The following is a 16144-nucleotide window of genomic DNA, read 5'->3' on the forward strand; positions in this document are numbered from 1 at the left end:
CGCGGTGTCGCGGCCCCGAGGCGCGTCGCCTCAGCCGCGGTACGCGTTGCGCTGTTCCCTGAGGGCCTTCGCGAGCGCCTTCAGGGCCGGTGCGGCGGTCCTGAGGCTGTCCCGCTGGGCCGGGGAGAGCGCCGCCAGCGAGTCGGCGAAGATCTCCGCCCACGCCTGCTCGATCTTGGCCATGCCCTGCACGGCGCCCATCGTCGGATGCAGCTGGACGGCACGGCGGTCGTTGGGGTCCGGCTCACGGCGGATCAGTCCCTGGGCCACCAGTCCGCGCACGGTGGTGCTCACATTGCTCGCGTGCAGGCCCAGCTCCTGGGCGACGGTTCCGACTCCGATGCCCGGCGACTCCAGCACATGGCGCAGTACCTCCAGGTCGGACGGCGGGAGCGGGGTCAGTCCGGCCTCGTCCACACCGCGCAGCCGCAGGACGCGCCCGAGCGCGTACAGGGCAGGAGTGAGTTCCCTCGCTTCACGCAGCAGGACTGCGTCGCCTTCCGCATCGGTCGCTGTCATGGCTCGACAGTAGCAATGCTTATAGCTATATAGCTATATTGAAATCTCCGCTCAGTCATCCTTCTAGGAGCACGTGATGTCCACACCGTCCCCCGGTCAGGGGCAGACACCCCCGGCGTCACCGGCCGTGACGCTCACCGCGACGCTCGCCCTGCTGTCCTTCGTGATGCCGCTCGCCACGGACATGTACCTCCCGGCCTTCCCCCGGATGGCCGACGAGCTGGACACCAACGCCTCGGGAGTGCAGCTCACCCTCACCGCGTTCCTGGTCGGCATGGCGGCAGGCCAGCTGGTCCTCGGACCGCTGTCCGACCGGTACGGGCGGCGCGCCCCGATCCTCGTCGGCGCCGCCGTGTGCACCGTGGCCACGGCCCTGTGCGCGGTCGCCCCGAACCTCGCCGTGCTCATCGTGCTCCGCTTCGTCACCGGCTTCTCCGGCGCGGCCGGCCTCGTCGTGGGACGCGCGGTCATCGCCGACGTCGCCACCGGCACCGTCGCTGCCCGGCTCTTCGGGGTGCTCATGGCGCTCGGCGGCATCGCGCCGATCGTCGCCCCGCTCATCGGCGGTGTCGTGGTCAGCGACGCGGGCGGCTGGCGCGGGGTCTTCTGGGTCCTGGCCGGCGTCTCGCTGCTGATGTTCCTCGCCGCCCTGGCGTTCGTCCCGGAGAGCCTCCCCAAGGAGCGGCGCCGTGCCGGCGGCATGGCCGCCACCGTCCAGGCCGCCCGCTCCGTGCTCACCGACCGCGCCTACGTCGGCTACACGCTCGCCTTCTCCTTCGGCTGCGGCGCGCTGTTCTGCTACATCGCCGGATCGGCGTTCCTCCTCCAGAACGTCCTCGGGTTCAGCGTCGGCGAGGCGTCTGTCGCGTTCTCCGTCGGCGCCCTGACCGCCACGGTCTCCAGCACGGTCAACACCAAGCTCGTCGGCACTTACGCCCCCGGCCTGCTGCTGCGCATCGGCCTGACCACCCTGCTGATCGCGACCACCGCCGCCCTGCTGGTCACTTTGGCCGGACAGCTCAACCGCGTACTGGCGCTCTCGCTCATCGGCATCGGCTTCCTCGGCCTCGGCCAGGTCTTCGGCACGGCGACCGCCCTCGCCATCGAGCGAGTCCCCTACGCCGCCGGAACCGGCTCCGCCGTCCTCGGCACCCTGCAGAGCGTCCTGGGCGCCGTGCTCGCCCCGCTGGTGGGCCTGGGCGGCAAGGACACCGCCACGCCGCTGTTCATCGGCATGGCCGGCTGCTCCCTCATCGCGGTCCTGTCGCTGCTGCTGACCCGCAACAGCGCCCCGGTGGCCGACCCCTCCGCCACCCCGGCCGACGACGCCCTGGAGGGCACCGCGAGCGCGGCGACCTGACACACTTCCTGCCACCTGACCAGGTCGGCCCCTCGTCTTTGACCGGCCGATCGCGGTGCCAGCAGGATCGGCCGGGAACCCAGGAGTTCGCGAGGAGAGGGGCGGAAGCGCCGCATGACAGCAACCAATTCCCCAGCGAGCCGGCAGCGTCCTGCCTCCGGATGGCACAGCCTCACCCGTGCCGAACTGCGGGTGGCCCGCCTTGTCGCCACCGGCCTGACCAACCGCGCGGTGGCCGAGCGCCTCGTGGTGTCGCCGCACACCGTCGACACCCACCTTCGGCGCGTCTACGCCAAACTCTCCGTCCACAGCCGCGTGCAACTGGTCCGGCACGCCCTCCAGCACGAGACCGCGGAGGACTGACCCGGACCACCCTCGACGACGGACCACCCACCACGACGGCCGTGTGACCCACCCCCCGGGTCGCACGGCCGTCGCGCATGTCCGCCTGCCGCAGTGCCCCCGGCTACCGGCGGTCCGCCCGCATCACGATGACGTCGCCGTGCACCCCGTACCCCAGCAGCGGATGCGACGAGCCGTCCTCGTAGGCACGCTCGTCGGACGTCACCATCAGCCATGGCTCACGGCCGTCCGCGACCGGCAGCGGGAACACCTCCGGGAACGGCGTGCCCAGCGGATACGGGGCGTCCAGGGACTTGTGCGGACGCATGGCCATGTCGCGCACCAGGTACTGCCGCGACTCCGCGTCACTGGTCAGCAGATACCAGCGATCGCCGAACCGCTGGAGCCGACAGCCCTCGTTGTTGTTCGGCCACGCGACATCCTCGTGCCGGATCCGGATGCCTTCGTCGTAGTCTCCGCCCGGAGCGGCGGCGGCCAACACCGGCCGGAACCGCAGGGACGGCTGGAAGTCCGTGACATTCGCGTACGCGTAGTGCCAGCGGCCGTCGATCAGCCGCAGCGCCGGATCCCAGACCGCCTCCTTGAAGGGCAGCTCCAGCCGCTTCGCCTTGATCAGACGGACCCCGCTCAGCAGCTCCTCGCCGCCCGTCCCGTGCCGGACCGTCACTCCGGGAGTGGGCAGATTGCCGCCGCACGCGAGCGCGATGAACCTGCCGCGCTCGGCGTCCCGCACCAGCTGCCCCCCGTGATTGCCGACCAGGAGACCCTCGTACGAGAAGAAGTGGGAGCCGACCTGCTCCATGCGCTCCGGGTGCGCCGGATCCATCCGCCACACACCCGTGTGCGCCTGATGGGCGTACCCGACGCCGGAGGAGGTCGCGGTGAAGTGCAGCAGCCCGTCGCGGACGTACGGCGTGCCGTCGGCGTTGCGCACCAGGGACACGTCCCGCAGGCCGAACTGGCCGAACGGGCCCGCCTGCGCCCGGCCCAGCGCCACGCCCCGGCCGCCGAACGCGTAACGCAGCCGCTCCAGCTGAGCCGGCCGGTGCAGGTCCATCAGATCGAACAGCTTCCCGCGGTCGGTCACCAGCGGCTGCCAGGGATACGCGATCCCCGTGTCGTGGCCGCCGCCCGCGCTGAACGCGCCCACCGCGTTGGCCGTCACCACGAAGGCGAACGTGAACGGCGCCGTCAGCCGCACCTGCTCCGAGTGCACCGTGCGCACCGAACCCGAGCGCACCCACTCCACCGAGACCTTCGCCGCCCCGGCGTCGTACCGCACCCGCACCGCGTCGCCGTCGGCGGCGCTCAGCCCCGCCGTGACCGAGCCGTCGGCGGCCAGCTCCCGCACGTCCAGCACGACGGACGCCCACGGCGCCACCGGCCGCTGGTCCGTGCGCACCGTGCCGCCGGCCCGCACCCGCGCCAGCGCGGCCCCGTCACCGGCGCGTTCGGTGTCGTACTGGACCAGCCGCGGCGGTATCAGGTTCACCGGCCGGAAGCGGTGGGTGATCTCGAAGTGCAGATCCGACGGCGCGAGCCGGCCCCTGCCGGACGGGGCCGCGGCGGCCGGCGAAGCCAGCGTCGTCGAAGCGGCCGCGCCGGCGAACAGGGCCACCGCGCCGCGTCGGCTCGGATGGTCGTTCATGGTCATACCGAAGTCCTCCAGTCGTCCGGGCCGGGATGGCGAGTTCACCCTGGACCGGACCCCGCGGGCAGGCATCACGTGACCTCGCGATATCCCGTGGAATCCCGGAAAGACGTGATGTGCCGCCCGGCGGGCGGCGGGCAGGGTGTGCCGCGTACCGACCTCCACCGAAAGGCAGCCCTGCCCATGGATCCGCTCCTCGTTGTCAGCGAAGAGGTACGCACCGCTCTCGACGAACAGCGCCCCGTGGTGGCGCTGGAGTCCTCGCTCATCGTCAACGGACCCGCCTATCCGGCCAACACCGAACTCGGCCTGGAGATCGAGAAGTCGGTCCGCGACGCGGGCGCGGTCCCCGCGACGATCGGTATCGCCGACGGCAAGTTCGTCGTGGGCATGGACGCCGATCTCATCGACCGGTTCGCGAGCACCAAGGGCATCCCCAAGGTCAGCGCCCGCGACCTCGGCCCGGTCCTGGCGGGCGGCGGCCTCGGCTCGACGACCGTCGCCGGCACCGTGGTGCCCGCCGCGCGCGCCGGGATCCCGGTCTTCTCCACGGCCGGCATCGGTGGTGTCCACCGGCGCGCCCAGGAGACGTTCGACGTCTCCGCGGACCTGCTGCAGTTCACCCGCACCCGGATCGCCGTGGTGTGCGCCGGCGCCAAGTCCATCCTCGACCTGGGCCTGACCGCCGAGTACCTGGAGACCGCGGGCGTGCCCGTCCTCGGCTACGGCACCGACCGCCTCCCCGCCTTCTACGTCCGCGAGTCCGACGTGCCGGTCAACCGCGTCGACGACCTGCGCGTCGCCGCCCGCGCCACCCAGCTGCACTGGGAGGTCAACGGCGACCGCACCGTCCTGCTGACCACCCCCATCGACGAAGAGGACGCCCTCGACGGCGACGAGATCGAGCGGGCCATCCAGTCCGCGCTGGACGAGGCCGACCAGGCGGGCGTGCGGGGCAACGCCATCAGCCCCTTCCTGATGCGCGCCCTCACCCAGGTCACCGCCGGCCGCAGCGCCGCCGCGACCCGCGCCGTACTGCTGTCCACGGCCCGCGTCGCCGGCGAGTTCGCGGTCGCCTTCAGCGCCACCCGGACGGAGCGCTGAGATGACGGCAGAGCACAGCGGCGTCCTCCGCGGCGTCATCTTCGACATGGACGGCACCCTCGCCGACACCCCCGGAGCGATCGTCTCCATCACCCTGAAGGTCCTCGCGGAACTCGGCCGCGAGGCCGACGAGGACGCCGTGCGCGCCACCGTCGGCAAGCCGCTGGACCGCAACTTCTCCCAGCTGCTCGGACTGCCCGCCGACCACGCCGAGGTGCAGAACGCCATGGCCGCCTACCGGCGCGGCTTCGCAGAGCACCTCGCCGAGCAGCGTGAGCGCATGCTCTACGCGGGCGTCCCCAAGGGCCTGGTCAAGCTCCGCGAGTCCGGCCATACCCTGGCGATCGCCACCTCCAAGACCTATGACGCCGCGGTCAACGTGCTGCGGACCACCGGCATCCTCGACGAGTTCACCGTCGTCGCGGGCCATGACTCCGTCGACCGCGGCAAGCCCGCGCCCGACATGGCCCTGTACGTCGCGCAGGAACTCGGCATTCCGGCCGCCGACTGCGTCGTCATCGGCGACGCGACCGGCGACATCGAGATGGCCGGCGCCGCCGGCATGACATCCATCGGGGTCTCCTACGGAGTCGCCACCGCGGCCGAACTCCTCGCGGCGGGAGCCCAGTCGGTGGCCGACTCCTTCGACGACGTCGTCACCGCCGTCACCCAAGGCAGACAGACATGACTCTGGCATCGACACCGGACGTGGGGCAGGAAGCGCGCACCGCCACCAAGCGGCAGCAGCTTCCCGCCCTGACGGGTATGCGCTTCATCGCGGCCTTCGCGGTCTTCCTCTTCCACCTGACCATGCTCGCCATCCACACCCCGCACGGCATCGACGTCCTGCACCAGTTCGGGGACGAGGGCGTGCGCGACGCCTACAACTCGGTCTTCCGGGTGGCCGGCTTCACCGGGGTCTCCTTCTTCTTCGTACTCAGCGGATTCGTCCTGACCTGGTCCGCCCGGTCCACCGACACCCTCACCGGGTTCTGGCGGCGCCGGTTCTTCAAGATCTATCCGCTGCACGTGGTGACGTACGCGATCGGTCTGCTGCTGCTCACCGGCTCCGCGTTCCACGCCGCCGACGACCTCCCCGGCGTCGTACTGATCCAGTCCTGGATCCCTGACGCGCGTGTCATCTTCGCCGCCAACTCGCCGTCTTGGTCGATCTCCTGCGAGGCGCTGTTCTACCTGCTCTTCCCGCTGCTGCTGCCGCTGATCGAGCGGATCCCGGTCCGCCGGCTGTGGTGGTGGACGGCGGCCATGGTCGTCGGCATCTTCGCCGTCGCCACCATCGGCCACCTGTACGTCTCCATGGAGTACCAGTTCTGGTTCACCTACACGCTGCCCCCGCTGCGGCTGATGGAGTTCGTCCTTGGCATCTTCGCCGCACGGCTGGTGATCCTGGGCCGCTGGCCCGACGTCAGGCTCGCCCCGGCCGCGCTGCTCCTCGTCCTCTCCTACGCCCTCGCGCTCCAGGTGCCGCAGGTCTTCGCACAGACCGCCGTCACCATCGTCCCGGTGGTCCTGGTGGTGGGCGCCGGCGCGACGGCCGACATCAAGGGCCGCTCCCGACTGCTGCGCACCCGCACCATGGTGTGGCTGGGGGAGATCTCCTTCGCGTTCTACATGATCCACCTCGTGGTCCTGCTGTCGGTACGCAAGTGGCTGGGCGCGGAGAACTCCTACAGCACCCCCAAGGCCCTGCTGATCATCGCGTTCTGTCTGGGCGTCACCCTGCTGCTGGCCTGGCTGCTGCACATCGGCGTCGAACGCCCGGCCATGCGTCACTTCAGCGTGCGGCGCCAGGACCGCAGAAGGACCGAAGCGGCGGCCTGACCCGCCCCGCGCGCCGCGCCCACCGCCACCATCCGCCGTCGAACCGCCGACACGACCGAGGAGCACCGTTGAGCAGGTTGCGCTGGCTGACCGCGGGGGAGTCCCACGGTCCCGCACTCGTCGCGACGCTGGAGGGTCTGCCCGCCGGCGTGCCGGTCACCACGGAGCTGGTGGTGGACCACCTGGCGCGGCGGCGGCTGGGCTACGGGCGCGGTGCGCGGATGAAGTTCGAGCGGGACGAGGTCACGTTCCTGGGCGGTGTCCGGCACGGTCTGACCCTGGGCTCGCCGGTCGCGGTCATGGTGGGCAACACCGAGTGGCCGAAGTGGCGGCAGGTGATGGCGGCGGATCCGGTGGACCCCGAGGTCCTCGCCGGTCTGGCCCGCAACGCCCCGCTGACCCGGCCCCGGCCGGGTCACGCGGATCTGGCGGGCATGCAGAAGTACGGCTTCGACGAGGCCCGGCCGGTGCTGGAGCGGGCGTCGGCGCGTGAGACGGCCGCGCGGGTGGCGCTGGGCGCGGTGGCGCGGTCGTATCTGAAGGAGACGACCGGTATCGAGATCGTCAGCCATGTCGTCGAACTGGCCTCGGCGAAGGCGCCGCAGGGTGTGTATCCGACGCCGGCCGATGTGGAGCGGCTGGACGCCGATCCGGTGCGCTGCCTGGACGCGGACGCGTCGAAGGCGATGGTCGCGGAGATCGACCAGGCGCACCAGGACGGCGACACCCTGGGTGGTGTGGTCGAGGTGCTGGCGTACGGCGTCCCGGTCGGCCTGGGCTCGCATGTGCAGGGGGACCGGCGGCTGGACGCCCGCCTGGCGGCGGCGCTGATGGGCATTCAGGCCATCAAGGGCGTCGAGATCGGCGACGGTTTCGAGCTGGCGCGTGTGCCGGGCTCCAAGGCGCACGACGAGATCGTCATGACCGACGAAGGCGTGAGACGGGCCACGGGCCGCTCGGGTGGCACCGAGGGCGGTCTGTCCACGGGTGAGCTGCTGCGGGTGCGGGCCGCGATGAAGCCGATCGCGACCGTGCCGCGGGCGCTGCGAACCGTGGATGTCGGTACGGGCGAGCCCGCGCCGGCCCATCACCAGCGCTCGGACGTGTGCGCGGTACCGGCGGCGGGGATCGTCGCGGAGGCGATGGTGGCGCTGGTGCTGGCGGACGCGGTGGCGGAGAAGTTCGGTGGCGACAGCGTGACCGAGACCCGCCGCAATGCGGCCTCCTATCTCGAGAACCTGGCGATCCGGTGAGCGGGCCGCTGGTCGTGCTGGTCGGCCCGATGGGGGTCGGCAAGTCCACCGTGGGTCCCCTGCTCGCTGCCCGGCTGAAGGCTGTCTTCCGGGACACGGACGCGGACATCGTCGCGTCGCAGGGGCGGGAGATCGCGGACATCTTCGCCGAGCAGGGCGAGGAGGCCTTCCGGGCGATCGAGAAGCAGGCCGTACAGCGGGCGCTCGCCGAGCACGACGGGGTTCTCGCCCTCGGCGGCGGCGCGATCCTCGACGCGGAGACCCGCATGAGGCTGGCCGGGCACCGGGTCGTCCATCTCACGATGGGCGTCGAAGAGGCCACCCGCCGCACGGCCTTGAACGCCGCCCGACCGCTGCTGGCCGTCGACCCGCACCAGCGGTGGCGGGAGCTGATGGAGGCCCGGCGGCGTCTGTACGAGGAGGTGGCCGGGGCGGTGGTGGCCACCGACGGCCGTACACCCGAGGAAGTCACCCAGAACGTGCTGGACGTGCTGGACGTGCTGGAACTGAAGGGCACGAGCATCCAGGTCGGTGGCGGTGCGGGCGCCGAGCCGTACGAGGTGCTGGTGGGCCGTCGGCTGCTCGGCGAACTCGGCGGTCTGATCGGGGCCAAGACCAAGCGCGTCGCTGTCGTGCACCCCGAGGCGCTGGCCGGGACCGGCGAGGCAGTCCGCGCCGACCTGGCCGGGCAGGGCTACGAGGCGATCGCCATCCAGGTGCCCGACGCCGAGGAGGCCAAGACCGCCGAGCTCGCCGCCCACTGCTGGAAGGCGCTGGGGCAGTCCGGCTTCACCCGCTCCGACGTGATCGTCGGTGTAGGCGGCGGAGCCACCACCGATCTGGCCGGTTTCGTCGCGGCGACCTGGCTGCGCGGCGTGCGCTGGATCGCGGTGCCGACGACCGTGCTGGGCATGGTGGACGCGGCGATCGGCGGCAAGACCGGGATCAACACCGCCGAGGGCAAGAACCTGGTCGGCTCCTTCCACCCGCCGGCCGGAGTGCTCTGCGACCTCTCGGCCCTGGACTCCCTGCCGATCGACGACCACGTCTCCGGGCTCGCCGAGATCATCAAGGCCGGTTTCATCGCCGACCCCGTCATCCTCCAGCTCATCGAGGCCGACCCGGACGGCGCGCGCAGCCCGGCCGGACCGCACACCGCCGAGCTGATCGAGCGGTCGATCAAGGTGAAGGCGGGGGTGGTCTCCTCCGACCTCAGGGAATCCGGCCCGCGGGAGATCCTGAACTACGGCCACACCCTCGCCCACGCCATCGAGAAGAACGAGCGCTACACCTGGCGACACGGTGCGGCGGTGGCCGTGGGCATGCACTTCGCGGCCGAACTCGGCCGTCTGGCAGGCCGATTGGACGACGCCACCGCCGACCGCCACCGCACGATCCTGGAAGCCGTCGGTCTGCCCCTGCACTACCGCCGTGACCAGTGGCCCCGGCTGCTGGAGACAATGAAGGTCGACAAGAAGTCCCGCGGCGATCTCCTCCGCTTCATCGTGCTGGACGGCCTCGCCGATCCGGCCGTTCTGGAAGGCCCCGACCCTGCCCTGCTCCTCGCCGCCTACGGCGAGATCGCCGGGTGAGTGAGCCCTCCCCGGCACCACACCCCCTCTGCACGGGCTGTTGACGCTACGTCATGGGTGTGGGGCTCCGCCGGCCACGGCCAGGCGGCAGGCCTCCGCGTACGCCCGTACCAACGGTCGCTGCCCGTCCTCGCGGCGCCAGGCCAGGACGTAGCGGCTGGGGGTGACGCCGTGGACCGGGCGGGTGAGCACACCGCCCAGGGTGAGGAGCGGGACGTTGCCCGCGGCCACCAGGCAGATGCCGAGGCCGGCGACCAGGGCCTCGTACGTCTCCTCGGTGCCGGCGATCTCGGCGCCGATCACGGGTGGGCGGCCGCCTCGGGCATCCAGGGCGAGCCAGTAGTCCCGTCACGGGCCGGTGCTCTCGGGAAGGGCCAGGAACGGCTCGTCCAGGAGTTCGGTGAAGTCGATCTCGGGGCGGGCGGCCAGGGGGTGGGTCTCCGGGAGGGCGACATGGACCGGTTCCTCGGCGATCAGCGTCCAGGCGTAGCGCTCCTGGTCGGGCAGCGGCAGCCAGACGAAGGCCACGTCCGCGTCGCCGCCGGCCAGGCCCGCGGTCGGGTCCTCCCAGTTCACCTGGCGCAGCCGGACGACGGTGTGCGGGTGGGCGGCCGTGAAGCGGGAGCGGATCGCGGGCAGAAGGCCGCCGCGGCCGGGGCGGGTGCTCATGCCGACGACCAGCGTGCCGCGTTCCGTCGCCCGCGCCTGTTCCACCGCGGCCGCGCCCTCCGCCCAGGTGTCCAGCATCCGTCGCGCGTGCGGCAGCAGCGCCGAGCCCGCCGCGGTGAGCGCCACGCCGTGCCGGTCGCGGCGGAACAGTTCCACGCCCAACTGCCGTTCCAGCGCCCGGATCTGCTTGCTCAGCGCGGGCTGTGACACGTACAGACGCTCGGCCGCGCGCGTGAAGTGCAGTTCCTCGGCCACGGTGGCGAAGTAGCGCAGGTCCCGGATGTGGACGTCGGAAGTCATAGCCATCGGTTATCAGCGTGGGTCTTGGACGGGCAACCGCCTTTCGCCGCAAGCTCGTGGCACAGGAGATCGACGGACTGGGAGTGGTCATGAACAAGGTGTGGCTGGTGACGGGCGCGAGCAGTGGATTCGGGCGGGCGATCGCCGAGGCGGCGCTGGCGGAGGGCGATGTGGTGGTCGGCGCGGCCCGGCGGACCGAGGCGCTGGCGGACCTGGTGGCCGCCCGTCCCGACCAGATGGAGGCGCTGTCCCTGGACGTCACCGACACGGCCGCCGCGGAGGCCGCCGTACGGGACGTGGTGGCGCGGCACGGGCGGATCGACGTGCTGGTCAACAACGCGGGCCGTACGCATGTCGGCGCCTTCGAGGAGACCACGGAGGCGGAGCTGCGGGAGCTGTTCGACCTGCATGTCTTCGGGCCCGCCGCGCTCACCCGGGCCGTCCTGCCGCACATGCGGGAGCGGCGCTCGGGCGCGATCGTGCAGATGAGCAGCATGGGCGGGCAGATGTCGTTCGCGGGCTTCTCGGCCTACAGCGGGACGAAGTTCGCGCTGGAGGGCCTGAGCGAGGGGCTCGCCGACGAGGTGCGGGACTTCGGGATCAAGGTGCTGATCGTGGAGCCCGGCTCCTTCCGCACCGGGCTGTTCGAGGCCGGCCGGGCCGGGGCCAGCGCCGACACCGGGGTGTACGCCAAGGTCAGCGAGACCCGCGGCTTCGTCTCCGGCGGCGACGGCAGCCAGCCCGGCGACCCGGCGAAGGCGGCGGCGCTGATCCTCGCCGCGCTCGACGCGGAGGAGACCCCGTTGCGCCTGCCGCTCGGCGACGACGCGGTCACGGCCGTCCTCGGCCACCTGGACGCCGTACGGGCCGACATCGCGGCCTGGGAGAAGCGGACCCGGGCCACCGCGTTCGAGGACTGAGGCCCAGCCGACGACGGGTGCCGTGTCGTCGACGGGCGGCCGCAGTCCTCCTCGCGGAAACGCTTCGGCCCGGTGGGCCGGCCGTAGTCCTCCTCGCGGAAACGCTTCGGCTCGGTGCCCAGCCCGTCGTCAGCACCAGCCCCGTCGCGCGGTGAACGGAAGCAACTCCCCGGCCGGCCCGCCCGCCTGCCCGGCCGGCACCCCCAGCGCCTCCGCCGGCTCCTCCCGCGCCGGCCCCGCCGCGCCGTCCGCCGGAATGGCCGGCAGCGGCCACACCCCGGCGGCCGAGCAGACGGAGTCGCCCTCGACGCTCCCCGCCCACCGTGCGGTCAGCCCGTTCACCGCTCGGATCGTCGCATGCGACCCCCGTACCGCCCCCGCTCGTCCCGCGCTTACCATGCGCCCAGTCGTACGTCAGTTCCCCGACCCGTCTGATCCAGGAGCACGGTATTCGTGTCCATACCCCCGCCGCCCGGGCCGCAGCAGCCCCAGGACCCGTACCAGCCTCCGCAGCCGCAGAGCCCGTACGCTCCCCCTTCTCAGGGAGCGGACCAGGGAACGCCCCAGGGAACGCCCCAGGGTTCGCCTCCGGGATCGCCCCAGGTGCTGCCGCAGGGGCCGTTCCAGGGGCCGCCGCAGGGACCGTACGGAGGGCCGCCGTACCCGGTCTGGGGGCAGGGTTTTCTTCCCCTGCAGAACCGGCCCGCGCCGGTCAACGGGGTCGCCATCGCCGCCCTCGTCCTCGGGGTGCTGTGCTTCCTTCCGGCGGTGGGGCTGATCCTCGGGATCGTCGCGCTGGTGCAGATCCGCAAGCGCGGGGAGCGCGGCAAGGGGATGGCGATCGGCGGCGCGGTGCTGTCCTCCGTCGGGCTCGCGCTGTGGGTGCTGGCGATCGCGACGGGTGGCCTGTCCGCCGCCTGGGAGGGCTTCAAGGAGGGCGCGAGCGGCAACTCCAGCCTCTCGCTCGCCAAGGGCGAGTGCTTCGACGTGCCCGGCGCGACCTTCGACGAGGACGTCTACGACGTCGACAAGGTGTCCTGCTCCGGTGAGCACGACGGCGAGGTGTTCGGCACCGTCCCGCTGACCGGCAGCAGCTACCCGGGCGACGACTCCATCACGGACACCGCCGAGGACAAGTGCTGGGAGCTCCAGGACCGTTACACGATGGACCCCTGGGCGCTGACCGACGAGGTCGACGTCTACTACCTCACGCCCACCCGGGAGAGCTGGAGCTGGGGCGACCGCGAGATCACCTGCGTCTTCGGCAACACCGACGAGCGCGGCACCCTCACCGGCTCGCTGCGCGCCGACGAGACGACCCTCGACGCCGACCAGTTGGCCTTCCTGAAGGCGATGGACGCCGTCGACGAGGTGCTCTACGAGGAGCCCGAGGAATACGCCGAAGATGACCTGAAGGTCAATCAGACCTGGGCGGGCAAGGCCGGGGACGTGACCGGCGAGCAGGCCGACGCGCTGAGCGGGCGCACCTGGTCCGCCGACAGCCGCCAGGCCGTCGCCGACCTGGTGAAGGACATGAAGGACGCCGGCAAGGAGTGGGCGAAGGCGGCGGACGCCTCCGACGTGGACACCTTCTACGAGCACTACGACAACGCCTACGACTACGTCGACGGCGACAGCACCGTCACCGCGCGCGAGGCTCTGGGCCTGGCCACCACCCCGCCCACCTACGAGGAGGACCCGGAGAGCGGGGGCAGCACCGGGGACGAGGGCGGTCTCGATGTGTGATCACGTCCATACCGGGCAGAAAGTGCCTGCGTAAAGCCCCTCCCAGGGATAAGTCATCACATCGAGTGGTTCTCTGGCCTTTGCTTGCATGGCTCAACCCACGGTTGCCAGGCTGTAGCTGTCTGTACAACCTGATGGGAGCGGCCAGTGACATTCGGTGAGCAGCCGGCGTACCTGCGCGTCGCGGGTGATCTCCGCAAGAAGATCGTCGACGGCTCGCTGCCACCGCGCACCCGCCTCCCCTCTCAGGCCAGAATCCGCGAGGAGTACGGCGTCTCCGACACCGTCGCCCTCGAGGCGCGCAAGGTGCTGATGGCGGAGGGGCTGGTCGAGGGCCGCTCCGGGTCGGGGACGTACGTACGCGAGCGGCCGGTGCCGCGCCGGATCGCCCGCTCCGGCTACCGCCCGACCGGCGGCGCGACCCCGTTCCGTCAGGAGCAGTCCGACGCCCGCGCGCGCGGGACCTGGGAGTCCAGCAGCGAGCAGGCCGACGCGAGCCGGTCCGTCGCCGAGCGGCTCGGCATCCAGCCCGGCGACCGCGTGATGTGCACGAAGTACGTCTTCCGGGAGGCCGGCGAGGCGATGATGCTCTCCACCTCCTGGGAGCCCCTCGCCCTCACCGGCCGCACGCCCGTCATGCTCCCCGAGGAGGGCCCCCTCGGCGGCATGGGCGTCGTCGAGCGCATGCGCGCCATCGACGTCGTCGTCGACAACGTCACCGAGGAGGTCGGCGCCCGCCCCGGCCTCGCCGAGGAACTCGTCGTCCTGGGCGGTGTCCCCGGCCATGTCGTCCTGGTCGTCCAGCGCACGTACTACGCGTCCGGCCGCCCGGTCGAAACGGCGGACGTGGTGATCCCGGCGGACCGGTACCGGGTCGCGTACCACCTGCCGGTGAAGTAGCCGCAGTCCCGCGGCTGCCGGCCCGGCGCCCCAGCGCGAGTCGTGCGCCGGCCCGGCGTCCCTCGCGTAAGTCGCGCGCCGGCGGCGCACGCCCGGGCTGCCCGCCGGAGTCACGCCTGCCCGTCCAATGGTTGCGGTTCGGGCTGTCGACGGGGTGGGGGCGGTCGTCGGTGAGGTGGCGCATGGAGTGAGACAGCGCACACCCTTCCGGCAGTTGCCCCCGGAAACAGCCCTCCGCGGGACCGCTCGCGTGCCGTCGGAATCCGGTCGATTCCCGTCGTTCCCGCAGGTCGCCCGCCAGGTGCCCGGCAACGCGCCGACCGGAGGCATCGTGCCGCGGGCACGGCGCGTTCGGTCTCGTGCGCCCCCTCCGTCTTGGCTGGTTGCGTACCTGTTTGTGAAAAGCCGTATTCGCTGCGTAAAGGTTAGGCGTACGCTCGGGCATATGCGGATTGCGGTTTCCTTGGAGGGCGGGGCGCGCGGCGTGCCGCGGACGGGATCCGGGCGTGCCGGGACGGGAAGGGGGCGTGGGGCGCGATGAACGACAGCACCATCTCTCTGCCCTGGCTCGTCATACGGCAGGACGACAACGGCAATCGCTACCGCGTCGGCCGGTACGCGACGCGCGCCGAGGCCCAGAAGATCGCGGACAGCCTCGACCACCGCGGACACAAGCAGCTCTACTGGGTCGAACGCATCGGGCAGAACGGGGACGCCTCCCGGAACTGACCTCCCCGGCACTCCCGTAGGCTCCGGCGCATGACGGAACGGATCGTGGTGGTCGCCGCCGCCCTGCTCGACGGCGACCGCCTGCTCGCCGCGCGCCGCAGCGCGCCCCCCGAGCTCGCCGGGCGCTGGGAGCTGCCCGGCGGCAAGGTCGAGCCGGGCGAGCGGCCCGAGGACGCCCTCGTGCGTGAACTGCGCGAGGAACTCGGTGTCGACGCCGAGGTCGTCGAGCGCGTCCCGGGGGAGTGGCCTCTGAAATCCCCCTACGTCCTACATGTCTGGACCGCCCGCCTGCGCCCCGGCTCCCCGGCCCCCGCTCCCCTCGAGGACCACGACGCCCTGCGCTGGCTCACCCCGGAGCGGATCTGGGACGTGGACTGGCTCGACCAGGACGTGCCCGCCGTACGGGAGACGAGCGCCCGACTGGGGACGAGGGCGCGCTGACCGCCCTTCCCTGAGCGGCGCCGGCGTCTGCGCCGTTGGTGCCACAGCGCGCGCTCCCACGCGGTACTGGCCCCTGTATATCGGGTATGTGCCCATTAACCCTGCGAAACCGGACATGGGTGTACCTCGCTGGCCTGGGAAGTGATCGGCGTGATCGACACCGAAGGCGACTGCGCCGAGTGGACGTTCCCCGCTGACCCCGGCGCGGTGCGTACCGCCCGCAGTGCGGTGCGGGGGCAACTGCGCGGCTGGGAGCTGGACAGCCTCGGCGACATCGCGGCCCTGCTGGTCAGCGAGCTGGTGACCAACGCCCTCCGGCACGCCACCGGTCCCATCGGTGTCCGCCTGGTCCGTCCCGCCGGTCTGGAGGGCGTGCTGCTGGTGGAGGTCTCCGACCCGCTGCCGGACCCGCCCCGCGAGCGCGTCGCCCTGCCCGACGACGAGAGCGGCCGCGGGCTGCAACTGGTGGCCTCCTCCTCGCGCCGCTGGGGCACCCGGCCCGGAGACAACGGCAAGACGGTGTGGTTCGAACTGGCGGTGCCCGGCTGAGTCCCGAGGCGTCGAAGCCGGAGCCGCCGTCGCCCTATTCACTGTGCCCGATGCGCTGTTGCCCAATTCGCTGTCGCCGGAGCCGCTGTTGCCGGATTCGCCGAAGCCGGCGACCAGGTCTGGGAGGCTGAGGGGCCGCAGGTTGCCCGCCCGTCGGCGGGCCTGTCCGCAGACCCGTGCAGGAAGGTGTGGTTCGACGACGTGTC

Annotated in this window: 16 protein-coding genes and 1 pseudogene; 13 read left to right on the top strand and 4 right to left on the bottom strand. The window is 71.9% G+C overall.

Annotated features, from left to right (window positions below):
- Positions 1 to 30: 30 nt before the first annotated feature.
- On the bottom strand, positions 31 to 519 hold the full coding sequence (locus tag IE263_RS09050; RefSeq protein WP_189934114.1) for a MarR family winged helix-turn-helix transcriptional regulator: 489 nt from the start codon (positions 517 to 519) through the stop codon (positions 31 to 33).
- Between the two features lie 76 nt (positions 520 to 595).
- On the opposite strand from IE263_RS09050, the gene IE263_RS09055 reads away from it, so the two are divergent.
- Together IE263_RS09055 and IE263_RS09060 are read left to right on the top strand one after the other, a co-directional pair.
- On the top strand, positions 596 to 1879 hold the full coding sequence (locus IE263_RS09055) for a multidrug effflux MFS transporter (RefSeq protein WP_189934116.1): 1284 nt from the start codon (positions 596 to 598) through the stop codon (positions 1877 to 1879).
- 114 nt (positions 1880 to 1993) lie between these two features.
- Positions 1994 to 2242 (top strand): response regulator transcription factor, encoded by a 249-nt coding sequence (locus IE263_RS09060; protein ID WP_189934118.1) that lies wholly within the window; start codon positions 1994 to 1996, stop codon positions 2240 to 2242.
- A gap of 103 nt (positions 2243 to 2345) precedes the next feature.
- On the opposite strand, the gene IE263_RS09065 is transcribed toward IE263_RS09060, so the two are convergent.
- Positions 2346 to 3896 carry a hypothetical protein gene (locus tag IE263_RS09065; protein WP_189934120.1) on the bottom strand — a complete coding sequence of 517 codons (1551 nt, stop codon included), beginning with the start codon at positions 3894 to 3896 and terminating at the stop codon, positions 2346 to 2348.
- A gap of 180 nt (positions 3897 to 4076) precedes the next feature.
- Here IE263_RS09065 and IE263_RS09070 point away from each other — a divergent pair, with 180 nt between their 5' ends.
- From IE263_RS09070 to aroB, 5 genes are all read left to right on the top strand, one after another.
- Positions 4077 to 4997, top strand: coding sequence for a pseudouridine-5'-phosphate glycosidase (locus IE263_RS09070; RefSeq protein WP_189934122.1), 921 nt, complete (start codon positions 4077 to 4079; stop codon positions 4995 to 4997).
- A 1-nt stretch (position 4998) separates the two neighbouring features.
- Positions 4999 to 5685 (top strand): HAD family hydrolase, encoded by a 687-nt coding sequence (locus IE263_RS09075; protein WP_189934124.1) that lies wholly within the window; start codon positions 4999 to 5001, stop codon positions 5683 to 5685.
- Positions 5682 to 6839, top strand: a complete 1158-nt coding sequence (locus IE263_RS09080; RefSeq protein ID WP_189934126.1) for an acyltransferase family protein — start codon at positions 5682 to 5684, stop codon at positions 6837 to 6839. Before IE263_RS09075 ends, IE263_RS09080 begins: the two co-directional genes overlap by 4 nt.
- Before the next feature lie 68 nt (positions 6840 to 6907).
- The gene (gene aroC / locus IE263_RS09085; protein ID WP_189934128.1) at positions 6908 to 8092 is read left to right on the top strand and encodes a chorismate synthase; all 1185 of its coding nucleotides are present in this window, start codon (positions 6908 to 6910) and stop codon (positions 8090 to 8092) included.
- Positions 8089 to 9684: a 3-dehydroquinate synthase gene (gene aroB / locus IE263_RS09090; RefSeq protein ID WP_189934130.1), complete on the top strand. Its 1596-nt coding sequence runs from the start codon at positions 8089 to 8091 to the stop codon at positions 9682 to 9684. The genes aroC and aroB overlap by 4 nt, the downstream gene beginning before the upstream one ends.
- A 51-nt stretch (positions 9685 to 9735) precedes the next feature.
- Here the strand turns inward: aroB and IE263_RS09095 are convergent.
- Positions 9736 to 10653 (bottom strand): annotated as a pseudogene (locus tag IE263_RS09095) (LysR family transcriptional regulator).
- An 89-nt stretch (positions 10654 to 10742) separates the two neighbouring features.
- On the opposite strand from IE263_RS09095, the gene IE263_RS09100 reads away from it, so the two are divergent.
- Complete coding sequence (locus IE263_RS09100; protein ID WP_189934361.1) at positions 10743 to 11573, top strand: oxidoreductase; 831 nt, start codon at positions 10743 to 10745, stop codon at positions 11571 to 11573.
- A 129-nt stretch (positions 11574 to 11702) separates the two neighbouring features.
- Here the strand turns inward: IE263_RS09100 and IE263_RS09105 are convergent, their stop codons facing one another.
- The gene (locus IE263_RS09105) at positions 11703 to 11915 is read right to left on the bottom strand and encodes a hypothetical protein (RefSeq protein ID WP_189934132.1); all 213 of its coding nucleotides are present in this window, start codon (positions 11913 to 11915) and stop codon (positions 11703 to 11705) included.
- A 111-nt stretch (positions 11916 to 12026) separates the two neighbouring features.
- Here IE263_RS09105 and IE263_RS09110 point away from each other — a divergent pair, with 111 nt between their 5' ends.
- From IE263_RS09110 to IE263_RS09130, 5 genes are all read left to right on the top strand, one after another.
- Entirely contained in the window at positions 12027 to 13319 is a 1293-nt protein-coding gene (locus tag IE263_RS09110; protein ID WP_189934134.1) for a DUF4190 domain-containing protein, read from the top strand.
- A 147-nt stretch (positions 13320 to 13466) separates the two neighbouring features.
- On the top strand, positions 13467 to 14219 hold the full coding sequence (locus tag IE263_RS09115; protein WP_189934135.1) for a GntR family transcriptional regulator: 753 nt from the start codon (positions 13467 to 13469) through the stop codon (positions 14217 to 14219).
- A gap of 537 nt (positions 14220 to 14756) precedes the next feature.
- Positions 14757 to 14948, top strand: a complete 192-nt coding sequence (locus IE263_RS09120; protein ID WP_189934137.1) for an SPOR domain-containing protein — start codon at positions 14757 to 14759, stop codon at positions 14946 to 14948.
- A gap of 30 nt (positions 14949 to 14978) precedes the next feature.
- Complete coding sequence (locus IE263_RS09125) at positions 14979 to 15389, top strand: (deoxy)nucleoside triphosphate pyrophosphohydrolase (RefSeq protein WP_189934139.1); 411 nt, start codon at positions 14979 to 14981, stop codon at positions 15387 to 15389.
- A 141-nt stretch (positions 15390 to 15530) separates the two neighbouring features.
- Positions 15531 to 15938 (top strand): ATP-binding protein, encoded by a 408-nt coding sequence (locus IE263_RS09130; RefSeq protein ID WP_189934141.1) that lies wholly within the window; start codon positions 15531 to 15533, stop codon positions 15936 to 15938.
- Positions 15939 to 16144: the final 206 nt, after the last annotated feature.

It is taken from the genome of Streptomyces aurantiogriseus (assembly GCF_014649375.1).
GTDB classification, from domain to species: domain Bacteria; phylum Actinomycetota; class Actinomycetes; order Streptomycetales; family Streptomycetaceae; genus Streptomyces; species Streptomyces aurantiogriseus.